This window comes from Campylobacter sp. BCW_4321 (assembly GCF_001763075.1).
In the GTDB taxonomy this organism is placed as follows: domain Bacteria; phylum Campylobacterota; class Campylobacteria; order Campylobacterales; family Campylobacteraceae; genus Campylobacter_D; species Campylobacter_D jejuni.
Map to the genome: position 1 here is coordinate 33,345 of NZ_MJYA01000035.1, position 21,932 is coordinate 55,276.

The window sequence follows — 21,932 nt, forward strand, 5'->3', positions numbered from 1 at the left end:
GCCTTAATGGCTTATGAATGATTTAAAACCTTGTTTAAAAATTCTCTCAATCTTTCATTGCTAGGATTTTCAAATACTTCTTTAGGGCTTGCATCAACAGCAATTTTTCCTTTATCCATAAAAAATATACGATTGGCAACATTTCTAGCAAAACCCATTTCATGGGTTACCACAAGCATAGTTAAACCTTCTTTTGCAACATCTTTCATAATGCTTAGAACCTCGCCTATCATTTCAGGATCTAGAGCTGAAGTAGGCTCATCAAATAAAATAACATCAGGATTCATCATCAAGCTTCTAGCAATAGCTATGCGTTGTTTTTGTCCACCAGAGAGCTTATGGGGCATTATATTTTCTTTGTCTGCTAAACCCACCTTAGCAAGAAGTATTTTTGCTTTTTTTATGGCTTCTTCTTGACTTAAAATTCCTGTTTTAATGGGCGTTAAACATAAATTTTCCATAACATTTTTATTAGCAAAAAGATTAAAATGCTGAAATACCATGCTAACTTTTTGCCTGATCTTATTAATATCAATTTCTTTATCAAGTATGTTTTGCTTATTGATTAAAATTTCCCCACTATCAGCTACTTCTAAGCGATTGATGCAGCGTAAAAATGTACTTTTTCCTCCTCCACTTGGACCTATGATAGCTATTACATCGCCTTTTGAGATTGTAGTGTTAATATTTTTTAAAACTTCTAATTCTCCATATTTTTTTTGTAAATTTTTAACTTCAATCATTTTTATTCATCCTAAGTTCAAGTTTTTTTGCAAAATAACTAAAAATTTTTACACTTACGTAATAAACAAGTCCAGTGAAAATAATAGGTTTTGGATTGTAAAGTACGGCTTGCAAGCTTTGACTTTGCATGGTAATATCAACAACACTAATAAATCCTACAACAGAAGTTTCCTTAAATAAAGAAATAAATTCATTAGCTAATGCAGGTAGAATGTTTTTAGTAGCCTGAGGAAGAATAATTTCTTTCATTGAAGTTTTGTAATCAAGTCCCATTGCTCTTGCAGCTTCCATTTGTCCTTTATCCACACTATTAATGCCACTTCTTACAATTTCTGCTATATAAGCCGAGCTATTAAGTCCTAGTGCAAGAATGGCTGCATAAAGGTTATCTATAAAAGTAAAAATTACAAAAGCAAAAATCATCAATTGTAAAATTACTGGTGTTCCTCGTATAATGTCTATATATTCATCTATAATAAAATTAAGTGTTTTAAATTTAGAGAAGCGTAAAATAGCTAAGCTAAAACCAATAATCACTCCGATAATAACAGCACAAGCAGTTAATAAAAGCGTAATAAGATAACTTTTTAAATAAGCTTTTGCATTTTCTGTATAGCCATAGCTTACAACTCCACTAGGATCTTGAATTTTTAATATTTCTATCGGGAAAGAAAAATAGCCCCATAAAATAATAATAACAAAAAAAACAAAAATTCTTATATTTTTCTGATTCAATTTGTAAACCTTTTCAGAGAAATTATTTAAAAAAAGATTTTATAGAAATATCTTTGAATTTTCTCTAAAGATTTAAAAAAATGTGTTAGAATTTCCCAAAAATAAGGTTGTATTTATGGAAATTTTAGATTTCATTCTAATAGTTATTTTTGTGTTTTTAATGATTGTTTTGGTCATAGGATTCAATCATCAAATGATGCAAAAAAACAAAGAAAGAGAAGAAAGATTTAAAAAATATAAAAAAGGAGAACAAAATGAGTAAAAAAGTATTAATTCCATTGGCTCAAGGTTTTGAAGAAGCTGAATTTATAGGAATTGCAGATGTTTTAAAACGAGCAAGAGAATTAAATCCGGATTTGGAAGTTGTTATAGCTTCGCTAAATAGTGAGTTATTAGTAAAGGGTGCTAATGGCATTAGTATAAAAGCAGATTGTTCTATAGAGGATGTTGATATAGAAAATTTAGATGCCATTGCTTTGGCGGGTGGCTTTGAAGGTATGATGAATCTTAAGAATTCAAATATTATTTTAAATATCATTAAACAACTTCATAGCAACAATAAAATTGTTGCCGCAATCTGTGCTTCTCCTATAGTCTTAAATGAAGCAGGTGTTTTAGAGGGCGAGTTTGCTTGCTATCCTAGTTGTGAAGTTGGACTTAATGGAAATCGTGTTAATAAGGCTGTAGTTGTAAATAAAAATGTTATAACTTCAGCAGGTCCAGCTACGGCAATTCTTTTTGGTTTAGAACTAGCTAAAAAGTTATGCGGTGATGAAATTTATCAAAAATTATACGAGGGAATGTTGCTACCTCTGACAAAATAATTTAAATGGTAGTTTTTCTACCATTTAAATTAAAATAAAGCTTGAGGATTTTCTTTTTTTGTTTTTTCCTTAGGCAGTTCAAAACCTCCAAGCATATGAAAATGCAAATGAAAAACTTCTTGTCCGCTATTTTTTCCACAGTTTGTTACCAAGCGATATCCACTTTTATCTACGCCTAAAAGAACAGCTAGTTCTTGTATAAAACTTGTCATTTTGGCCATAAGTTCAGGATCAAATTCTTGAAAGTCTTTAAAATGTTTTTTAGGGATTATAAGTATATGTATGGGTGCTTTGGGTGCAATATCATGAAATGCTAGAAAATCGTCACTTTCAAGCACTTTATTGCATGGAAGTTTACCTTCAACTATGAGTTCAAAAATTGTTTTTTCTTGCATTATTTATCCTTTTTTATTGTTGGTTTGATACAATTATATCTTTAAAGTTTGGTTTTTATGCTGAATTTAAAATAGTTTTTAATAGAATTAGAACTTGAAATATTTTATTTTAAGGTAAGAAAATTGCAAAATTTTATAGAACAGATTCAAAAATGTGAGAATTTAAATGATTTGGAAGCCATTAGGATTTCCGTTCTTGGAAAAAAAGGTATTTTAACAGAAGGCTTTACAAAGCTTAAAGAGTTAGAAGATGAGGCGAAAAAAGAATTTGCTGCTAAACTAAATGCACAAAAAGAAATATTTAATGAGGCTTATTTAGCTAAATTTAAAGATTTGGAAAATCTTGCTTTAGAAGAAAGAATGAAACAAGATGCTTTAAATTTTAACTATTTTGATGAAAGTATTACAACAGGTGCCTTGCATCCTGTTATGAGCACCATGGATAAAATCATAGAGTATTTTATAGCTTTGAATTTTAGCATAGAAAAAGGGCCTTTAATAGAAGATGACTTTCATAATTTTGAAGCGTTGAATTTACCTAAATCTCACCCTGCAAGAGATATGCAAGATACCTTTTATTTTGATGATAAAAGGCTTTTAAGAACACAAACTTCGCCAGTGCAAATACGGACAATGCTTGCACAAAAACCTCCTATTAGGATGATAGCCCCTGGTGCTGTATTTAGAAGAGATTTTGATATTACGCATACTCCTATGTTTCATCAAGTTGAAGGCCTTGTAGTGGAAGAAGGGCAAAAGGTTAGCTTTGCAAATTTAAAAAGTGTATTGGAAGATTTTTTGCGTTATATGTTTGGAGATGTGAAAGTTCGTTTTCGTCCAAGTTTTTTCCCATTTACAGAACCTTCTGCTGAAGTTGATATTTCTTGTGTATTTTGCAAAGGAAAGGGTTGTAGAGTTTGCAAACATACAGGTTGGCTCGAAGTTTTAGGATGTGGAATAGTTGATCCTAATGTTTATAATTTTGTTGGTTATGAAAATGTAAGTGGCTATGCTTTTGGATTAGGAGTAGAGCGTTTTGCAATGCTTTTGCATCAAATTCCAGATTTAAGATCTTTATTTGAAGGTGATTTAAGATTATTGGAGCAGTTTAGATGATAATTACTAAAAGTTGGTTGAATGATTGGTTAGAACTTGAAGAAATAAGTTCAGATAAAATAGCTAAAACTTTAAATTCTATAGGTATAGAAGTTGATAGGGTTGGCGTTTTAAAGGCTCCAGATAAAGTTGTTGTAGGCTATGTTAAGGAAAAAATTAAACATGAAAATTCAGATAAATTAAGCATTTGTCAAGTTGATATCGGAAGTGAAACCTTGCAAATTGTCTGCGGTGCTGCGAATGTTGATGTAGGACAATTTGTAGCTGTTGCAACTAAAGGTGCTATCATGCCAAACGGTATGGAAATAAAAGAAGCAAAATTACGAGGAGTGGATTCTTGTGGTATGCTTTGTTCTAGTTTAGAATTGGGTTTTGAAAAAATCAATGAAGGAATTATGCTTTTAGATGAGAGTATAGGGAAATTAGAACTTGGGAGAGCTTTAAATACTTATGAAATTTTTAATGATGAGCTAATAGAAGTAGAGCTTACTCCTAATAGGGGTGATTGTTTAAGTATTTATGGTATTGCTCGTGATTTAGCTACAGCTTTAAATTTAAATTTAAAAGAACCAAAACCATTCAAAGAAAGTGAAAATGTTTTGGGTATCGGTAGAATTTTGCGCTTAGCAGCTGAGAAAGAACTTAACGGACTTTATAATTATCGAGCTATAGAGCTAAAAGAAGAAATTCAAACAAATTTATTGCTTAGTTTAAGACTTGCTCAAATTGAAGGTTTGGGAAAAAATTCCATAGAAAATTTATTAAATTATGCAACGCATTCAACTGGTGTTCTTTTTAATGCTTATGATTTAAGTGGTTTTTCTGAAAAAGATGAAGAATTTACCATCAATTTAAGCAAGCAAATGCATGGAGAAACAAAAGTATCTTACAAAGATAAACTTTTAAGCTTTAGCGGAATTTTCCAAAATAATGAAAGTAGATGTAAAGATGATTCTAAAATAATTATTATTGAGGCTAATTATACCGATCCATTGGTAATTGCAGATGCTAAAATATATCATAAAGATCAAGATGAAAAAATGCTTTATAGAAGTTTTAGGGGAAGTGAACCTAAATTAAATTTAGGAATGGATTTTTTGCTTAGTATTTTTGAGCAGATTCCAAATCTTGTTATTTATAGTTCTTCTCAACAAATTTTAACCAATAAAGAATTACCAATCATACCAATAAGTATTGAAAGTATTGGCGATATAATAGGGCAAAATGTTGATAAAGATGAAGTATTAAAAATATTGAAGAAATTAGGTTTTGAGCTCATACTTTCAGGTGAAGGGCTTATAAATGTTAAAGTACCTTTACATCGTCCTGATATTAAAAATTTATCAGATATTTGCGAGGAAGTTGTAAGAATTATAGGTATTGATAATATTGCTTCTAAGGGTTTAGAATTTATAGAAAAAAATCGTTTAAATTCTGCATATAAAAATTATATTGAGTTTTTGAATTTAAGGAAAAGAGCAGTAGCTAGTGGTTATTTTGAAAGCTTACATTATGTTTTAGACAATGAAAAAGAACTTAAAAAATTGGGTTTTGATTCTGTTAAATTAAAACTAATCAATCCAATTACAGCAGAACTTAATACTTTAAGAACAACCCTTTTAAATCATTTATTGAATGCAGCAAGTTTAAATGCAAAAAATTCTAAAAAAATTATTAAACTTTTTGAACTAGGGGTTGTTTTCAATGTCAATAATCAAGAATTAAATCGTATCGCATTTATCCATTCTGGCTTAAAAGAAGAAGCTAAAATTTCTAATAAGGCAAAACCTGAATCGGTGCAATTTTATGATTTTCTTTTAGACATTAAAAATATTATAGGCGATTTTAAACTAAAATCATCAAAATATAATATTTTAAGCCCTTATGAACAAGCAGATATTTATCTATCGGATATTAAAGTAGGTTTTATAGGCCGTTTGCATTTAAAAATAGAAAATGAGAGGGATTTGCCAAAAACATATATTTGCGAACTTGATTTAGATTTAATTAAGCAAGATTTTAAAATAGCTAAGCCTTACTCCAAATTCCCAGCTATCACTAGAGATCTTAGCGTGTTAATACCTAAAGGTTTTGAATACAATCAGATTAAAAATTGTATCGAAGAATTGAATTTAGAAATACTTGAAAATTTTCGTTTAGTTGATATTTATAGTGATGAAAACCTTAAAGAATTTTATAGCATTACTATGAGTTTTTCTTTTAGAGATATAAATAAAACTCTAGAAGATAATCAAGTAAATGAATGCATGGGTAAAATTTTAAATACTCTTAAAAATTTAGGTCTTGATTTAAGATGAAAATTTACAAATTGCAAACCTCTATAAATGCTATACTTGAAAATATAGCAGCAGATAAAAGCATATCTCATCGTTTTGCTATATTTTCGCTTTTAACACAAGAAGAAAATAAGGCTCAAAATTATCTCTTAGCTCAAGATACTTTAAACACTCTTGAAATTATAAAAAATCTTGGAGCTAAAATTGAACAAAAAGATTCTTGCGTCAAAATTATACCCCCTAAAGAAATTTTATCTCCAAATTGTATTTTAGACTGTGGAAATTCAGGAACCGCTATGCGTTTGATGATAGGATTTTTAGCAGGAATTTCTGGTTTTTTTATTTTGAGTGGAGATAAGTATTTAAACAATCGTCCTATGAGAAGGATAAGCAAACCACTTACTCAAATAGGCGCTAGAATTTATGGAAGAAATGAGGCAAATTTAGCTCCACTTTGTATAGAAGGTCAAAAATTAAAAGCTTTTAACTATAAAAGCGAAATTTCTTCAGCTCAAGTTAAAACAGCTATGATTTTATCTGCTTTTAGAGCTGATAATATATGCACTTTTAGTGAAATTTCTCTTAGTCGAAATCATAGTGAAAACATGCTAAAGGCTATGAAAGCTCCAATAAGGGTTAGTAATGATGGCTTAAGTCTTGAAATAAGTCCTTTAAAAAAACCTTTAAAAGCTCAAAATATAATCATTCCTAATGATCCTTCTTCGGCTTTTTATTTTGTTTTAGCAGCTATTATTTTGCCTAAATCTCAAATTATTTTAAAAAATATTTTACTTAATCCTACTCGTATAGAGGCGTATAAAATTTTGCAAAAAATGGGCGCCAAACTTGAAATGACAATAACTCAAAATGATTTTGAAACTATTGGTGAGATCAGGGTGGAGTCTAGCAAGCTTAATGGCATAGAAGTTAAAGATAATATCGCTTGGTTGATAGATGAAGCGCCTGCTTTGGCTATAGCTTTTGCTTTGGCTAAGGGTAAATCTAGTTTAATAAATGCTAAAGAATTACGCGTTAAAGAAAGCGATAGAATTACTGCGATGGTTGAAAATCTAAAGCTTTGTGGTGTTGAAGCTAGAGAACTTGATGATGGTTTTGAAATAGAAGGTGGATGCGAACTAAAATCTTCAAAAATTAAAAGCTATGGAGATCACCGTATTGCTATGAGTTTTGCTATTTTAGGTTTGCTTTGTGGAGTTGAGATTGATGATAGTGATTGTATAAAAACTTCTTTTCCAAATTTTATAGAGATTTTATCAAATTTAGGAGCTAGGATTGATTATTGAATTAGCAAAAAACTATGGTTTTTGTTTTGGTGTTAAAAGAGCTATTAAAAAAGCAGAACAAATAAAAGATGCCGCAACTATAGGTCCTCTTATTCATAATAACGAAGAAATTTCTCGTTTACAAAAAAATTTTAATGTCAAAACTTTGGAAAATATAAAAGCTTTAAGCAATGAAAAAAAGGCTATTATAAGAACTCATGGTATTACAAAGCAAGATTTAGAAGAATTGAGAAAAAAAGATATAGAAATTTTTGATGCCACTTGTCCTTTTGTTACAAAGCCACAACAAATTTGCGAGCAAATGAGCAAGGAGGGTTATGAAGTTGTTATTTTTGGAGATGAAAATCATCCCGAAGTTAAAGGAGTAAAAAGTTATGTAAGCACAAAAGCTTATGTAGTTTTGGATAAAAAAGAGCTTCAACATATAAAACTTCCTAATAAAATAGCTGTAGTAAGCCAAACAACTAAGAAGCCTGAACATTTTATGGAGATAGTAAATTTTTTAATACTTAAAACCAAAGAAGTAAGAGTTTTTAATACTATATGTGATGCAACCTTTAAAAATCAAGATGCTATTAAAGAACTCTCGCTTAAAAGTGATGTTATGGTTGTTGTAGGGGGTAAAAACTCAGCCAATACAAAACAACTTTTTTTGATTGCAAAAACCAATTGTGAAGATAGTTATCTAATTGAAACCGAAGAAGAGTTAAAAAAAGAATGGTTTTTAGATAAAAAACATTGTGGTATTAGCGCAGGCGCTAGTACTCCTGATTGGATCATACAAAAAGTTATCGCCAAAATAGAAAATTTTAAAATTAATTAAAAAATGTTTTCAATATAGAATAAAAAAGTCAAAAATTTAAAAAAAATTAATAAAAATAAAAAAACTTAACACTAATTAAAGAAAAATAAGGTAAAATCAATCAATTTCTAAAAATTATTTTAAAGGACCATAATGAGCGAGGTGAACAAAAAAGTTCAAGGCGGCGTAGATGATTATCTTGAGGAAGAAGATTTTGGACTGCTTTTAGAGGCTTTCGATAAATCAAGAGAAGAGACTACAACAGAGGGTGTGATTGTAGAGATCAAAAATGATGAAGTTTATGTAGATATAGGCAAAAAATCTGAAGGTATTTTAGCTCTTAGTGAAATACAAGATGATAATTCTAAGCTATTATTTAATGTAGGCGATAGTATTAAAGTTGCTGTTATGGGTTCTCGTGGTGGCAGATCTTTACTTTCTCATAAAAAAGCTTTGAGAAAAGAAAAAGTTATTGAATTTATTAAAAACTATCAAGAAAATCAAGATGATATTTTTACCGTAAAAGTAGTTGGAAAAAATAAAGGCGGATTGATAGTTGTTGATGAAAATGATGTTGAATTTTTCTTGCCAAAATCTCAATATGGCTTCAAAGAAACAAATAACATTATAGGCAAAACGTTTAAAGTTAAAATTATTAAAATCGACAAAGATGAGCAAAGTATCATTGTTTCTCGTAAAAAAACTTTAGATGAGGAGAGAAGAAAACGCAAAGAATTGATCAATAATGTAGCACAACAAGAAGATTTAATTGAAGGTATTGTGAAAAAAATTACCACCTATGGTATGTTTGTAGATGTAGGAGGTGTTGATGGCCTTGTTCATTACAGCGAAATTTCTTACAAAGGACCTGTAAATCCTGGAACACTTTATAAAGAGGGCGATAAAGTTCCAGTTAAAGTTATAAAGTATGATAAAGAACGCAAACATTTATCCTTATCTATAAAAGCGGCTTTACCTGATCCATGGAGTGAGATAAAAGATACTCTTGATGTAGGTGATACCATTAAAGTAATAGTATCAAATATAGAGCCTTACGGTGCTTTTGTGGATTTAGGAAATGATATAGAAGGATTTTTACATATCAGTGAAATTTCTTGGGATAAAAATATTAAAAATCCAAAAGATTATATCAACAAAGGCCAAGAAATTGATGTTGAAGTAATTGAAATCAATCCAAATGAAAGACGCTTAAGAGTTTCTTTAAGAAATTTACTTTCTAGACCTTTTGATGAATTTATGAAATCTTACAAAATTGCAGATGTGGTTGAGGGAGAAATTACCTCAGTAACTTCTTTTGGTGCGTTTGTTAGACTTGGCGGTATTGAAGGTTTGTTGCATAATGAAGATGCTTCTTGGGATAGAAATGATAAATGCAAAGACAAATTCTCTCAAGGGGATAAAATCAAAGTAAAAATTATCAAAATAGATGAAGAAAACCAAAAAATATCATTAAGCGCAAAAGAATTAAGTAGCTCTCCAGTTCAAGAATATGCCAAAATTCATAAAGTCGGCGATATTGTAAAAGGCACTATCCGTGATATTAAAGATTTTGGCGTTTTTGTAGAGCTAAGTAAAAATGTTGATGCTTTAATTCATAAAGAAGATATAAGCACTTCTATGCTTGAAAATTTAAAAATTGGCAACGATATTGAAGCTGCTATAGTTTTTATTGATGAAAAGAAAAATAGAATTCGCCTAAGTGTTAAAAATCTTATTAGAATGAAAGAAAGAGAAGTTCTTAATGAAATCAATAATGATGATAAAGTAACCTTAGGTGATATCATTAAAGATCAACTAACTTAATGAAAAAATACTTTACAATAAGCATTTTGAGTATTTTATTACTCATTTTGCTTGCTGTTGTTTTTACATTACTTTGGCAATTTAAAGCTAATGTAAATTTCATTCCACAATTTGCTAAAGATACAAATACGCAGCCAAGCATTCAAACCCAAAATCAAGATCTTTCATGGCAAGAAGAATTAGCAAAATGGCCTACACGAGATTTTACCCCAGCAGCAGAAAAATTTACCTTATATTTTGATGCGGATACTAGCGAGCTTAAGGAGAAAAATAAATATTATCAACTTATAGTTGGAAAATATGATATTTATTCTATGTTTTGCTTAAGACAGACTTTAAATTCTTTTAATGTGAAGTATTTTCTTCTTAAATCAGGTGATAGTCCAGAAATCTTTTTGGATACAGGTAATGAAAAACTTATAGATGATATTATGAAAGAATTAAAAAAATATAAAATAAATACAGAAGTAAAGGAAATTTGGTTATGAAAAAAAAGATTATAGTATGTGATGCTATTTTGGATAAAGGTATCGATATTCTAAGAAAAGCTGAAGATATTGAGCTTATAGAAGCTGCAAAAGTTCCAAAAGATGAACTTATGCAAATGCTAAGCGATGTTGAAGTTGCTATTACTAGAAGTTCTACAGATGTAGATATAAATTTCTTAAATCATGCCAAAAAATTAAAAGCGCTTGTGCGTGCTGGGGTGGGCGTAGATAATGTTGATATTCCAGAGTGTTCTAAAAGAGGAGTGATTGTGATGAATGTCCCAACTGCAAATACTATTGCCGCAGTTGAACTAACAATGGTACATCTTTTAACATCAGCTAGAAGCTTTGTCAATGCTCATAATTTTTTAAAAATTGAAAGAAAATGGGAAAGAGAAAAATGGTATGGCATTGAATTGATGAACAAAACGCTAGGGGTTATAGGTTTTGGAAATATAGGTTCAAGAGTAGCTATCCGTGCTAAAGCATTTGGTATGAAAATTTTAGCCTACGATCCGTATATTTCTGCTTCTAAGATTACAGATTTAGATATGGAGCAAGCAAAAAATTTGGATGAAATTTTAGAAAAAAGTGATTTTATTACCATTCACACACCAAAAACCAAAGAAACCAATGGTATGATAGGAAAGCAAGAAATTGCAAAAATGAAAGATGGAATAAGATTAATAAATTGTGCTCGCGGAGGATTGTACACAGAAGAGGCTTTATATGAAGGTTTAAAAAGTGGTAAAATAGCATGGCTTGGTATAGATGTATTCAATAAAGAACCTGCGACTAATCATCCTCTTTTAGACTTTGAAAATATTTCAGTTACTTCTCACCTAGGAGCAAATACTTTAGAAAGTCAAGACAATATCGCAAGAGAAGCTTGTGAGCAAGCACTAAGTGCAGCACGAGGCGTGGCTTATCCTAATGCCTTAAATTTGCCAATTAAAACCGAAGATTTACCACCTTTTGTAGCTCCTTATATAGAACTTGTTTCTAAAATGGCTTTTTTAGCTGTTCAAATTGATAAAAATCCTATAAAAAGTATTAAATTAGAGGCTGAAGGAATTATTGGCGAGTATGCAAATTCTATGCTAACCTTTGCAGCTGTTGGTGCTTTGGGTGGAATTTTAGGAGAGAAAATTAATTATGTTAATGCAGAATTTGTTGCCAAAGAAAAAGGAGTTGAATTATCTTGCGAAACTCTTCCAAATAGTGGTTATAATAATAAACTTAGCGTTAAAATTATCACCGAAAATTCAAATATCAGTGTTTCAGGAACAGTGTTTAATGAAAATGAACAACGCATAGTTGGATTAAATGGCTTTAAAACTGATTTTAAGCCAAAAGGGAAAATGATTATTTTTAAAAACAAAGACATACCAGGAGTTATAGCTAAAATCAGCTCCGTTTTGGCAGCTAAAAATATCAATATAGCTGATTTTAGGCTTGGTAGAGATGGTTTTGGGTATGCTTTGGCTGTTGTTTTGATTGATGAAAAAGTTCAGAAAGAAGTATTAGATGAACTAAAACAATTAGAGGCGTGTGTATTTGTCCAATATGTTGAAATTTAAAATTTTAATTATAGAAGATGATATAGATTTAAACGAACTGCTTGTTTTAAAGTTAAAATCTAGTGGTTATGAAGTTATATCTTTAGTGGATTTTTTTGGAGTTGAAGATTTGCTCGATAATGAGCAAATCGATCTTTTAATAGTCGATAGAAATTTGCCCAGTGGAGATTCTTTAGAAAAAATTCAAGATTTAAGAGAGCAAGGATATAAAGAAGCAGTTATTTTTCTTACAGCCAAGGCTTTGCATCAAGATTTGCTCGAAGGCTTTGAAAGTGGTTGTGATGATTATGTTTGTAAACCTTTTGATTTTAATGAGCTTTTGCTTCGCATTAAAGCAATTTTAAAACGCCATAAAAAAGAAGAAGAAAAACTATCTTTTGGTGATTTTATTTTAGATTTGGCTAATTATGAATTCTTTTACAAAAATCAAAAATTAGAAATCTCAAATCTTGACTATGAGCTTTTAAAATATTTTTTTGAAAATCCAAATACCTTGCTTACTAGACAATTTTTAAGCGAAAGCGTTTGGAAAGATGATACTACAAGTGATAAAACAATCAATATAGCTCTAACAAGACTTAGAAATAAATTTCCAAAACTAAAAGATCATATTATAAGCGTTAGAGGTGTTGGCTATAAATTATGCTAAAAACTAAAAATATTTTTATAGTTTTTTTTGTTGTATTGGCTTTGATTTTTGGGTTTATTTTTTGTACTTTTACTAACTCTTATCTTAATTTCTTGCTTATAAAACAATATGAGCAAAAAATCAAAAGCCTTGATGATGTTTTAAAATTTTCTCTCTTAGAACATTTAAATGATGCTAATATCAAGGATTTTGCTAAAGATACTAGGGCTGATTTTATTATCCTAAACAATGATATGAAAATAAGTTCTGTAAAAAATCCTGATTTTTTTTCTAATCTTAAAGAAGGAAAAATTTTAAATTTCGATTCAAAAAAAATTCTCACTAAAAGCTTTATTTACAAAGGATATAAATATATTATTATTGTTTATCCTCGTTTTTTAGATTTAGAACTTTTTTGGACAAAAATGGCAATCGGTTTTGGAGTGTCCTTGCTGTTTGTTTTTATTTTAATGTTGTTGCTAGGTAGAAGAATAGAGAAAAATTTTAATAAAATTTTGGATTTTTTAGATTCTATAGGGGATCATAAAGTTGTTATATTAGAAAAAGGAATGTTTAAAGAATTTAATTTGCTAAATGAGAAGCTTTTAAAAACTAAGGATAAAATTCTAAAGAATACCCAGAAAAATAAAAAACAAAGCGATAAAATCACTTTAAAAAATACTCAGCTTGCTAGTGTGATTTCTGCTATTTCTCATGAGCTTAAAAATCCATTAAGCGTGATTGATCTTAGCTTAGAGATGCTAAAAGATGAGAAATTGGAAGATAAAAAATTAAAAAAGGAATTGCTAGAAAAAATTTCGCGTCAAAGCATTAAGCTTAATGCTTTGACCCATAAGCTTAATTTTGTTTTTAATCTTAATAGTGAAGCCTTGCAGATGCAAGAATTTGATCTTTTTTCTCTGTGTGAAAAAATCACTAAAAACCCAGGCTTTGAAAGAGTTGTATTGCAAGGTAAAAGCACGAAAGTTAAGGCTGATGAATTTTTAATCGAGCAAGTGATTATAAATTTGCTTTCTAATGCTTTAAAATATAGTCAAAAAGAAGTCATTTTAACAGCAAGAGATCAAAAGATAATAGTGCAAGATTTTGGAAAAGGTATAGAAGAAGATAAAATAAAATTGATTACAAAAAAATTTTATAAAATTGATGTAAAAAGTGATAATTCTTTTGGTTTGGGACTTTTTTTAGTAAAGAAAATTTTAAGTATACATAAAAGTTATCTTGAAATTTCTAGCACTTTAGGCTATGGTTCTAGTTTTAGTTTTAAACTCAGTCAAGGATAAAAAATGGCTCTTATAGATTTAATTGAAGCTTCAAAAAAATTTGGAGACAAAATAGTTTTAAATGAAGTAAATTTTAGCGCAAACGAGGGAGAAAAGATTGCCATTATAGGCAAAAATGGAGAAGGAAAATCTACTTTTTTAAAAACGCTTTTAGGCGCACTTCCTTTAGATAGCGGTAGAGTAATAAGACAAAATGGAAAAAGCATAGCCATGCTTTCACAAACCGTTGATTTTAACGCAAATTTAAGTGTAAAAGAAGCCATCAAGCAAGAGCTTGCAGAAATTTACAATGCCTTAGAAGAATATGAAATACTGCATAAAAAATTAGAAGAAGATCCTAGCAATAAAGATTATCTTAAAAAAATAGATACGCTTATGACTTTGATTGATAGTAAAGATGCTTGGAATATAGAATCTAAAATAATACGCGTTTTAAAAGAATTTAGTTTGCTTGAGTATGAAAATCGTATTATATCTACTTTAAGTGGTGGAGAAATACGCCGCGTTGGCCTTTGCATACTTTTACTAAAAAATCCTGATATTTTATTGCTTGATGAGCCAACTAATCATTTAGATGTATATATGACAAGCTTTTTAGAAGAATTGCTAAAAAATTCAAAGATGTGTGTGATTTTTATTTCCCATGATAGATATTTTATTAACGCTATAGCACACAAGTGTATAGAAGTGGAGCAGGGTAAACTTAGTATTTTTAAAGGCGGATATGCAAACTATTTAGAGAAAAAAACACAAATTTTGCAAAGCCTTGCTAAGAGCCATGAAACTCTTTTAAAGCAATTAAAAAGCGAAGAAGAATGGCTTAGAAGAGGGGTTAAGGCAAGACTTAAAAGAAATGAAGGACGAAAAGAACGCATTTTTAAAATGCGTGAAGAAGCGAAAAAAAATCCCGGAGCAATCAAACGCTTAAAACTTGAAATTTCAAGAGCGGCCTTAAATTTTAATGGAGGAAAAACGATCAATCGTAAAAAAATGCTTTTTGAGCTTAAAAATATAAGCAAAAATATAAACAATAAAAATCTTTTTAAAGATTTTTCAACGCGTATTTTACAAGGTGAACGCATAGCTATCGTAGGAAGAAATGGTTGTGGAAAATCGACATTGTTAAAAATTCTTCTAGGGCAAATAAAACAAGATAGCGGTGAAATAAAACGCGGAGAGCTTAAGATAGGATATTTTGATCAAGCTAGAAGCTTGGTAAATTCTGATAAAAGCTTGCTTGAAATTTTTTGTCCCAATGGTGGAGATAGGGTTGAAGTTCGTGGTAAAAATATGCATGTTTATGGATATTTGAAAAATTTTTTATTTCCTAAGGAATTTTTAGATAAAAGTGTGGCTCTTTTAAGTGGTGGAGAGAAAAATCGCGTTGCTTTAGCCTTGCTTTTTACTAAAGAATATGATGTTTTGATTTTAGATGAGCCAACTAATGATCTTGATATAGCTACGATTAATATACTAGAAGAATACTTACTTAGTTTTGAAGGGGCTATTTTGCTAGTATCACACGATAGATATTTTGTTGATAAAATCGCAACAAAACTTTATGCTTTTGAGGGAAATGGATATATAAATATTTTACACACTCTTTATACTGAATATCTTGAAAATGAAAAAGAAATTGAAGAATTGGATAATTTTGCTTTAGAGCTTCAAACCCAAGAGCAAAATAATAACCAAAAAGAAAAAAGCTCTAAAAAATTAAGCTACAAAGAAAATGAGATATTAAAAAACCATCCTGAAAAAATAGATTTTTTAGAGCAAAAGATAGCTAAATTAAATCAAGATTTATCCGATCCAAATGTATATCAAGAAATAGGTATTAACAAGCTTTATCAAGAGCTTGAAGTAATGCAAAAAGAACTTGAAATTCTAGAAAATGAGTATTTTTTAGTATTAGAGAAAAGTGAGAATTTATAATTAATAAAGATTTTATATTTTTTTACTCTATGGAGCGGGAAACGAGATTCGAACTCGCGACCCCAACCTTGGCAAGGTTGTGCTCTACCCCTGAGCTATTCCCGCAAAAAATAAGTGGTGCCCGAGGTCGGACTCGAACCGACACAAGGTTGCCCTTACCAGATTTTGAGTCTGGCGCGTCTACCAGTTTCACCACTCGGGCTCATTTTTAAGATTTAAAGTTGAAATTATACTTTTTTAGACTAAAAAATACTTTAAAAATAAAAAGTATTTTCAAAAAGATTATATAAAATTATGTAATTTAAATTTTTGGAACAGTTATTGCTTTTGTTTATTAGCAATGTTTGAAAAGATTTTAACTTTAATACTTTAGAGGAAAAAAATGAGAATTACAAATAAACTTAATTTCACAAATAGTGTGAATAATTCTATGGGTGGTCAAAGTGCTTTATATCAGATATCTCAACAACTTGCTTCAGGTTTAAAAATACAAAATTCATATGAAGATGCAAGCATTTATATAGATAATACGCGTCTTGAATATGAAATTAAAACATTAGAACAAGTAAAACAAGCAACAAACAGTGCAAAAGAAATGACTCAAAACAGCATGAAAGCTTTGCAAGATATGGTAAAACTTCTTGAAGATTTTAAAGTTAAAGTAACTCAAGCTGCAAGTGATGGGAACTCTCAAACTTCAAGGGAGGCTATAGCAAAAGAATTAGAACGCATAAAAGAGAGTATAGTTCAGCTTGCAAATACTAGCGTTAATGGTCAGTATCTTTTTGCAGGCTCACAAGTTGCAAATAAACCTTTTGATTCCAATGGTAATTATTATGGAGATAAAAATAATATCAATGTAGTAACTGGAGCTGGAACTGAAAGTCCTTATAATATACCTGGATGGGATTTATTTTTCAAAGCAGATGGAGACTATAAAAAACAAATTACTACTAATATCAGTTTTACAGATAATCGTTATACAGATAAAGATAAACAAGAATATTTAAACGGGGATTCTGCTTGGAAGCAGCTTATCGGGCAAAATTATGTAAAAGATGGAAAATTAGATCCGGATATAGATTTTGAAGATAAAGACCGAAAACTTAATTTTCCACCTTCAACACTCTATGTTCAAGGAACAAAACCAGATGGAACAAGCTTTAAAAGTGCAGTTTTAGTAAAACCAGATGATAAAATAGAAGATGTATTAGAGCAAATTGGTGCACTTTATGGCAACACTGCTAATAATAAAGTTGTAGAAGTAAGCATCAATAATAGTGGTCAAATTCAAATCACAGATTTAAAACAAGGCAATAATAAATTAGACTTTCATGCCGTAGCCTATACTCCACAAATGGACAAAACAGAAAGTTTCAAAGCAATGGAAAAATTTGTTAAGGATAATGATCTTAACATGGATAATGTTACCAATGCTGTTATGCAAGAGGCTATGAAAAATGGTGATATTACCAATCCAACTAGTCCAGTTACTATTAAATTAACAGGAAAAGATGGAAAAGAGCAAGAGTTTACCTTTAGTTTAGCTCAAACTGATTTTATTAAAAGCAATATGACTGATTCAGCTGGCAACAAAGCCAATGGTGCAGATTATGATAATGTTTATTTTGAAAAAGATGGAAATACTGTTTATGGTAATGTTTCTCAAGTTATTAAAGGAAGTAATGCTTATGCAACTGATTCAACCAAACTTAGCGAGGTAATGGCAGGAAATAGTCTAAATGGTACTACTTTAAATTTAAAAGTCAATTCCAAAGGTGGAAATTCTTACGATGTTACTATAAATTTACAAACTTCAACTGTAAGCTATCCTGATCCTAATATTCCAGGTCAAACCATAAGTTTTCCTATAACCCATACTGATCCTGCAACTGGAAATAGTGGAGTTGTTACAGGATCAAATGATATTACTTATGGTCAAATCAATGATATTATAGGTATGTTTGCCGCAGATAAAATTCCAACCCAAAGCATAACAGCTACAAATGGAAAAGTTGATGCAAATGGTTATAATAGTTTACAACAACTCATGAAAGATTCTCAAGCTACTGTTGATGTAAGCATGGATTATAAAGGTCGCATTAGCGTTACCGATAAGCTATCCTCAGGAACCAACATAGGAATTTCTTTAAGTGATTCTCAAAGTGGACATTTTCCGCAACCACCTTATACTACAACTGCGCAAGTAGAGAATGGTCCAAATTTTAGTTTTAGTGCCAATAATGCTTTAGTTATAGATGAACCAAATGTTGATCTTATAAAAGATTTAGATACTATGATAGATGCGGTTTTAAGTGGTAATATGAGAGCCGATGGAAATTCGGCCGATCCAAGAAATACCGGAATGCAAGGAGCTTTAGAAAGACTCGATCATTTAGCAGATCATATCAGCAAGCTTAATACAACCATGGGAGCTTATCATAATACTATAGATGGTGTCAATACTCGAGTAAATTTCTTAAGCGTAAATGTGCAAAGCATTAAGTCAAATGTTATTGATGTAGATTATGGTGAAGCTATGATGAATTTAATGCAAGTTCAACTTGCATATCAAGCTTCTCTTAAGGCTAGTACAACAATTTCTCAACTTAGCTTATTAAATTATATGTAAAAATTTATGGTATAATTTGGCTTTGATTTTATTTTTAAGGAAAGAATATTAAAAAAGAAGCCATTTTTACCAGCTCTACACTTGTTATTTTTTATATTTGTCTTTGTATGCTAGCACCTAGCATGGGAGAATGGGTTTACAAGGCTAATTTATTTTTATTTGGAGAATTTGGGTATTATTATCCATTTTTTTTACTTGTGTTAAATTATCTTTACTATAGAAAAAATTATAAAATAGAAAATTTTAAGCGTAGAGAGCTTTTTGGTTTTTCTTTGGCCTTTTTTTCTACTTTGCTTTTATTTTCTGTCTTTTATAGAGAGTTTGGGTATATTTTAGAAATTGTATATGGATTTTTTTCTATAATCTTAGGACATACAGGGAGTGGAATTTTTGCTCTTTTACTTTTGCTATTTTCTTTGATCTTATTGTTTCCGAAATTTGCAAAAGAAATTTTAAAAATAGAATTAGATTTTACTTTTTTATTAAAAGTAGAGCAAGCTTTTAAATCTTTACTTATGCGTGTATTTGGCGGAGAAAATGAGAAAGAAGATGTAGGTAAATCAGAACCTATGGCTCCAAAATTAAATATTTTGCAAGATAGTATTTATGAGAATTTGCAAATAAATAAAAAAGAAAAAACCAATAACTTAGAACAGATAATCAAAGATTGCAATATCAATGCAAGTAAAAATTCAATTACCACAGCTAAGGAAAACTTTGAAAAACTAAAAAATCAAATTTTAGATGAAACCATAGAGATTGATACACAAAGCTTAAAAGAATCAAGAAGTTTTGTTTATGAGCATTCTCAACAAGTGCGAAATTTCGCACAAAAGGCTAGCAAAATGAGCATTAGCCTTGATGAAGATTTTAATTTTATTTCAGAAGAAGGGGTAGATATGATTCCTGAACGTTTTTTAAAACCTAAAAAACTTGAAGATATAAAGCAAATAGATACAAATAAAAATTTAGATGAGCCAAGTTATAAGCGTAAAAATATTGAAATTCCAGTTTCTAAACAGGAAGTTAAACCAAAAATTTTCACAAAAGAGCTTGAACTTAGAGAGAATTTGATAAAAAAAGAAAAACTAGAACAAGAATACAAAGCCTATCAAAATGAAATTTTAGAAAATAAAGTAAAACAAGAAATTAAAAAATTAGAAGAATATGATGCGATAAATTCAAGCGATATTATAGAAGGGAATAAATACAGTTTTAATAACTCAAAGACAATCAAAACAGAAACAGAAGAATCAAACAAAATAAATGAAAATAAAAATCCAGATAAAGCAGACAATATCTTCGAATTTACTCCTATTGTAGAAGAGTTAAATCATCCTTATATAGAACCTACTCCTATAAAAAATATAAATGAAATAGTTATAGAAGAAAAAAATACACTCGATTTTATCCAAAATACAGAAATTAAAATCGATAATGAAAAAACAAATGATCAAGAAATTAAACTTCAAAAAGCAGTTTTAGCCAAAGAAATTGCTATTAACCAAGCTTTATTGCGTGAAATAGAGCAGGGTGAGATAGAAAAACCAAAAGATTTCACCTTGCCACCATTAGATTTTTTAGCTAATCCAAAAGAGCATAGACAAGAAATCAATGAAAGTGAAATAGATAAAAAAATTTATAATCTTCTTGAAAAGTTGCGTCGTTTTAAAATAGGTGGCGATGTTATAAGCACTTATGTTGGTCCTGTTGTAACTACTTTTGAATTTCGTCCTAGCGCAGATGTAAAAGTAAGTCGTATTTTAAATTTACAAGATGATTTAACTATGGCTTTAATGGCAAAATCAATCCGTATTCAAGCTCCAATACCAGGAAAAGATGTTGTAGGCATAGAAGTCCCAAATGATGAAATTCAAACTATTTATCTAAGAGAAATTTTACAAAGCGAAGTTTTTAAAAATGCTAAAAGTCCTTTAACTATAGCTTTGGGCAAAGATATAGTAGGCAATGCTTTTGTAACCGATCTTAAAAAACTTCCGCATTTACTCATCGCAGGAACTACAGGTAGCGGTAAAAGTGTGGGGATAAATTCTATGCTTTTAAGTCTTTTATATCGTAACTCTCCTAAAACCTTGCGTTTGATGATGATAGATCCTAAGATGCTTGAATTTAGCATTTATAATGATATTCCTCATCTTTTAACTCCTGTTATCACAGATCCAAAAAAAGCGGTCAATGCGCTTTCAAATATGGTGGCTGAAATGGAAAGACGCTATCGTTTAATGGCAGATGCAAAAACCAAAAATATAGAAAATTACAATGAAAAAATGAAAGAATTAGGTAGCGAAGAGCTCCCTTTTATTGTAGTAATTATTGATGAACTTGCCGATTTGATGATGACTGCAGGTAAAGATGTAGAATTTTATATAGGAAGACTTGCACAAATGGCAAGAGCAAGTGGAATTCACTTGATTGTAGCTACACAACGACCTTCTGTTGATGTTGTAACAGGGCTGATCAAAGCGAATTTGCCAAGTAGAATTTCTTATAAAGTAGGGCAAAAAGTTGACTCTAAAGTTATTTTAGATGCTATGGGTGCTGAGAGTTTACTTGGAAGAGGGGATTGTTTATTTACTCCTCCTGGAACAAGCTCTATAGTGCGTTTGCATGCGCCTTTTGCAAGCGAATTTGAAATAGAAAAAATCGTGGATTTTCTAAAGGATCAACAAAGCGTAGAATATGATGAAAGCTTTTTAAAAGATCAGCAAAGCGTGGGTGTTACAACAAATGAAAGCTTTGATGGGGAAGTAGATGAGCTTTATGAAGAAGCCAAAAGAGTGATCTTAGAAGATGGAAAAACAAGCATTTCTTATTTGCAACGCCGTTTAAAAATCGGCTATAACCGCTCTGCAAATATTATTGAACAACTTACGCAAAACGGGATTTTAAGCGAACCTGATGCCAAAGGACAAAGGGAAATCTTGTAAGATTTTTCTTGTATTTTTGATATATAAAACTGATTACAAAAGAAGAAATTTAAAAAGAAAAAGCCCCGTAAAAAGGGCTTAAAAATTATTTATCTCTAAGATTTAATTCAGTAATTAACTTACTATAAGAATTATAATCTTTTCTTTTAAGATAAGATAAAAGTCTTTTTCTTTGACCTACAAGTTTTAGAAGTCCTAGTCTTGATGAAAAGTCTTTTTTGTAGATTTTTAAATGTTCTGTAAGTTCTGCAATTCTTGCAGTTAAAAGAGCTACTTGAACTTCTGTTGAACCAGTATCACCTGGTTTTTTAGCGAATTTCGCAACTATTTCTGCTTTTTTGGCCGAATCCAAAGCCATGATAGACCTCCTGATTGG

The 21,932-nt window shown here is 30.1% G+C and carries 18 protein-coding genes and 2 tRNA genes; 14 read left to right on the plus strand and 6 right to left on the minus strand.

What is annotated here, in order from left to right; all coding sequences use genetic code 11:
- Positions 1 to 11: 11 nt before the first annotated feature.
- Positions 12 to 743 (minus strand): amino acid ABC transporter ATP-binding protein, encoded by a 732-nt coding sequence (locus tag AJN58_RS05225; protein ID WP_002861599.1) that lies wholly within the window; start codon positions 741 to 743, stop codon positions 12 to 14.
- Positions 736 to 1,479 (minus strand): amino acid ABC transporter permease, encoded by a 744-nt coding sequence (locus AJN58_RS05230; RefSeq protein WP_002861598.1) that lies wholly within the window; start codon positions 1,477 to 1,479, stop codon positions 736 to 738. The genes AJN58_RS05225 and AJN58_RS05230 overlap by 8 nt, the downstream gene beginning before the upstream one ends.
- A gap of 82 nt (positions 1,480 to 1,561) precedes the next feature.
- On the opposite strand from AJN58_RS05230, the gene AJN58_RS05235 reads away from it, so the two are divergent.
- Entirely contained in the window at positions 1,562 to 1,741 is a 180-nt protein-coding gene (locus tag AJN58_RS05235; protein WP_010891894.1) for a hypothetical protein, read from the plus strand.
- Complete coding sequence (locus AJN58_RS05240) at positions 1,734 to 2,303, plus strand: DJ-1 family glyoxalase III (protein ID WP_004305949.1); 570 nt, start codon at positions 1,734 to 1,736, stop codon at positions 2,301 to 2,303. Before AJN58_RS05235 ends, AJN58_RS05240 begins: the two co-directional genes overlap by 8 nt.
- Before the next feature lie 29 nt (positions 2,304 to 2,332).
- Here the strand turns inward: AJN58_RS05240 and AJN58_RS05245 are convergent, their stop codons facing one another.
- On the minus strand, positions 2,333 to 2,698 hold the full coding sequence (locus tag AJN58_RS05245) for a histidine triad nucleotide-binding protein (protein WP_002857192.1): 366 nt from the start codon (positions 2,696 to 2,698) through the stop codon (positions 2,333 to 2,335).
- Between the two features lie 123 nt (positions 2,699 to 2,821).
- On the opposite strand from AJN58_RS05245, the gene pheS reads away from it, so the two are divergent.
- From pheS to abc-f, 10 genes are all read left to right on the plus strand, one after another.
- Positions 2,822 to 3,814, plus strand: a complete 993-nt coding sequence (gene pheS, locus AJN58_RS05250; protein WP_002852567.1) for a phenylalanine--tRNA ligase subunit alpha — start codon at positions 2,822 to 2,824, stop codon at positions 3,812 to 3,814.
- Positions 3,811 to 6,132 (plus strand): phenylalanine--tRNA ligase subunit beta, encoded by a 2,322-nt coding sequence (gene pheT / locus AJN58_RS05255; protein WP_070261282.1) that lies wholly within the window; start codon positions 3,811 to 3,813, stop codon positions 6,130 to 6,132. The genes pheS and pheT overlap by 4 nt, the downstream gene beginning before the upstream one ends.
- Complete coding sequence (gene aroA / locus AJN58_RS05260) at positions 6,129 to 7,415, plus strand: 3-phosphoshikimate 1-carboxyvinyltransferase (RefSeq protein ID WP_070239657.1); 1,287 nt, start codon at positions 6,129 to 6,131, stop codon at positions 7,413 to 7,415. The genes pheT and aroA overlap by 4 nt, the downstream gene beginning before the upstream one ends.
- Positions 7,405 to 8,238, plus strand: coding sequence for a 4-hydroxy-3-methylbut-2-enyl diphosphate reductase (locus AJN58_RS05265; RefSeq protein ID WP_002861592.1), 834 nt, complete (start codon positions 7,405 to 7,407; stop codon positions 8,236 to 8,238). The genes aroA and AJN58_RS05265 overlap by 11 nt, the downstream gene beginning before the upstream one ends.
- Before the next feature lie 132 nt (positions 8,239 to 8,370).
- Positions 8,371 to 10,041 carry a 30S ribosomal protein S1 gene (locus AJN58_RS05270; protein ID WP_070276249.1) on the plus strand — a complete coding sequence of 557 codons (1,671 nt, stop codon included), beginning with the start codon at positions 8,371 to 8,373 and terminating at the stop codon, positions 10,039 to 10,041.
- Positions 10,041 to 10,529, plus strand: a complete 489-nt coding sequence (locus AJN58_RS05275) for a hypothetical protein (protein WP_070276251.1) — start codon at positions 10,041 to 10,043, stop codon at positions 10,527 to 10,529. Before AJN58_RS05270 ends, AJN58_RS05275 begins: the two co-directional genes overlap by 1 nt.
- On the plus strand, positions 10,526 to 12,109 hold the full coding sequence (serA, locus tag AJN58_RS05280; protein ID WP_044780500.1) for a phosphoglycerate dehydrogenase: 1,584 nt from the start codon (positions 10,526 to 10,528) through the stop codon (positions 12,107 to 12,109). The genes AJN58_RS05275 and serA overlap by 4 nt, the downstream gene beginning before the upstream one ends.
- Positions 12,096 to 12,758, plus strand: a complete 663-nt coding sequence (locus AJN58_RS05285) for a response regulator transcription factor (RefSeq protein WP_004305935.1) — start codon at positions 12,096 to 12,098, stop codon at positions 12,756 to 12,758. Before serA ends, AJN58_RS05285 begins: the two co-directional genes overlap by 14 nt.
- Complete coding sequence (locus tag AJN58_RS05290; protein ID WP_044779238.1) at positions 12,752 to 14,041, plus strand: sensor histidine kinase; 1,290 nt, start codon at positions 12,752 to 12,754, stop codon at positions 14,039 to 14,041. The genes AJN58_RS05285 and AJN58_RS05290 overlap by 7 nt, the downstream gene beginning before the upstream one ends.
- Before the next feature lie 3 nt (positions 14,042 to 14,044).
- On the plus strand, positions 14,045 to 15,976 hold the full coding sequence (abc-f, locus tag AJN58_RS05295) for a ribosomal protection-like ABC-F family protein (RefSeq protein ID WP_070276253.1): 1,932 nt from the start codon (positions 14,045 to 14,047) through the stop codon (positions 15,974 to 15,976).
- A 30-nt stretch (positions 15,977 to 16,006) separates the two neighbouring features.
- On the opposite strand, the gene AJN58_RS05300 is transcribed toward abc-f, so the two are convergent.
- Positions 16,007 to 16,081, minus strand: a tRNA-Gly gene (locus AJN58_RS05300).
- Between the two features lie 10 nt (positions 16,082 to 16,091).
- Positions 16,092 to 16,178: transfer RNA gene (locus tag AJN58_RS05305), tRNA-Leu, on the minus strand.
- Between the two features lie 180 nt (positions 16,179 to 16,358).
- Between AJN58_RS05305 and flgL the strand changes: the two genes are divergently transcribed.
- Both flgL and AJN58_RS05315 read left to right on the plus strand, forming a co-directional pair.
- Entirely contained in the window at positions 16,359 to 18,608 is a 2,250-nt protein-coding gene (gene flgL / locus AJN58_RS05310; protein WP_070276256.1) for a flagellar hook-associated protein FlgL, read from the plus strand.
- A 107-nt stretch (positions 18,609 to 18,715) separates the two neighbouring features.
- Positions 18,716 to 21,556, plus strand: coding sequence for an FtsK/SpoIIIE family DNA translocase (locus AJN58_RS05315; protein ID WP_044780499.1), 2,841 nt, complete (start codon positions 18,716 to 18,718; stop codon positions 21,554 to 21,556).
- 85 nt (positions 21,557 to 21,641) lie between these two features.
- Here the strand turns inward: AJN58_RS05315 and rpsO are convergent, their stop codons facing one another.
- Positions 21,642 to 21,914, minus strand: coding sequence for a 30S ribosomal protein S15 (gene rpsO / locus AJN58_RS05320; RefSeq protein ID WP_002852579.1), 273 nt, complete (start codon positions 21,912 to 21,914; stop codon positions 21,642 to 21,644).
- Between the last annotated feature and the right edge of the window lie 18 nt (positions 21,915 to 21,932).

Bases quoted from the DNA above. Each gene is read 5' to 3' on its own strand.
- AJN58_RS05225 (WP_002861599.1), bottom strand. From the start codon at position 743: ATGATTGAAGTTAAAAATTTACAAAAAAAATATGGAGAATTAGAAGTT.
- AJN58_RS05240 (WP_004305949.1), top strand. From the start codon at position 1,734: ATGAGTAAAAAAGTATTAATTCCATTGGCTCAAGGTTTTGAAGAAGCT.
- AJN58_RS05245 (WP_002857192.1), bottom strand. From the start codon at position 2,698: ATGCAAGAAAAAACAATTTTTGAACTCATAGTTGAAGGTAAACTTCCA.
- pheT (WP_070261282.1), top strand. From the start codon at position 3,811: ATGATAATTACTAAAAGTTGGTTGAATGATTGGTTAGAACTTGAAGAA.
- aroA (WP_070239657.1), top strand. From the start codon at position 6,129: ATGAAAATTTACAAATTGCAAACCTCTATAAATGCTATACTTGAAAAT.
- AJN58_RS05270 (WP_070276249.1), top strand. From the start codon at position 8,371: ATGAGCGAGGTGAACAAAAAAGTTCAAGGCGGCGTAGATGATTATCTT.
- AJN58_RS05275 (WP_070276251.1), top strand. From the start codon at position 10,041: ATGAAAAAATACTTTACAATAAGCATTTTGAGTATTTTATTACTCATT.
- serA (WP_044780500.1), top strand. From the start codon at position 10,526: ATGAAAAAAAAGATTATAGTATGTGATGCTATTTTGGATAAAGGTATC.
- AJN58_RS05285 (WP_004305935.1), top strand. From the start codon at position 12,096: ATGTTGAAATTTAAAATTTTAATTATAGAAGATGATATAGATTTAAAC.
- AJN58_RS05290 (WP_044779238.1), top strand. From the start codon at position 12,752: ATGCTAAAAACTAAAAATATTTTTATAGTTTTTTTTGTTGTATTGGCT.
- abc-f (WP_070276253.1), top strand. From the start codon at position 14,045: ATGGCTCTTATAGATTTAATTGAAGCTTCAAAAAAATTTGGAGACAAA.
- flgL (WP_070276256.1), top strand. From the start codon at position 16,359: ATGAGAATTACAAATAAACTTAATTTCACAAATAGTGTGAATAATTCT.
- AJN58_RS05315 (WP_044780499.1), top strand. From the start codon at position 18,716: ATGCTAGCACCTAGCATGGGAGAATGGGTTTACAAGGCTAATTTATTT.
- rpsO (WP_002852579.1), bottom strand. From the start codon at position 21,914: ATGGCTTTGGATTCGGCCAAAAAAGCAGAAATAGTTGCGAAATTCGCT.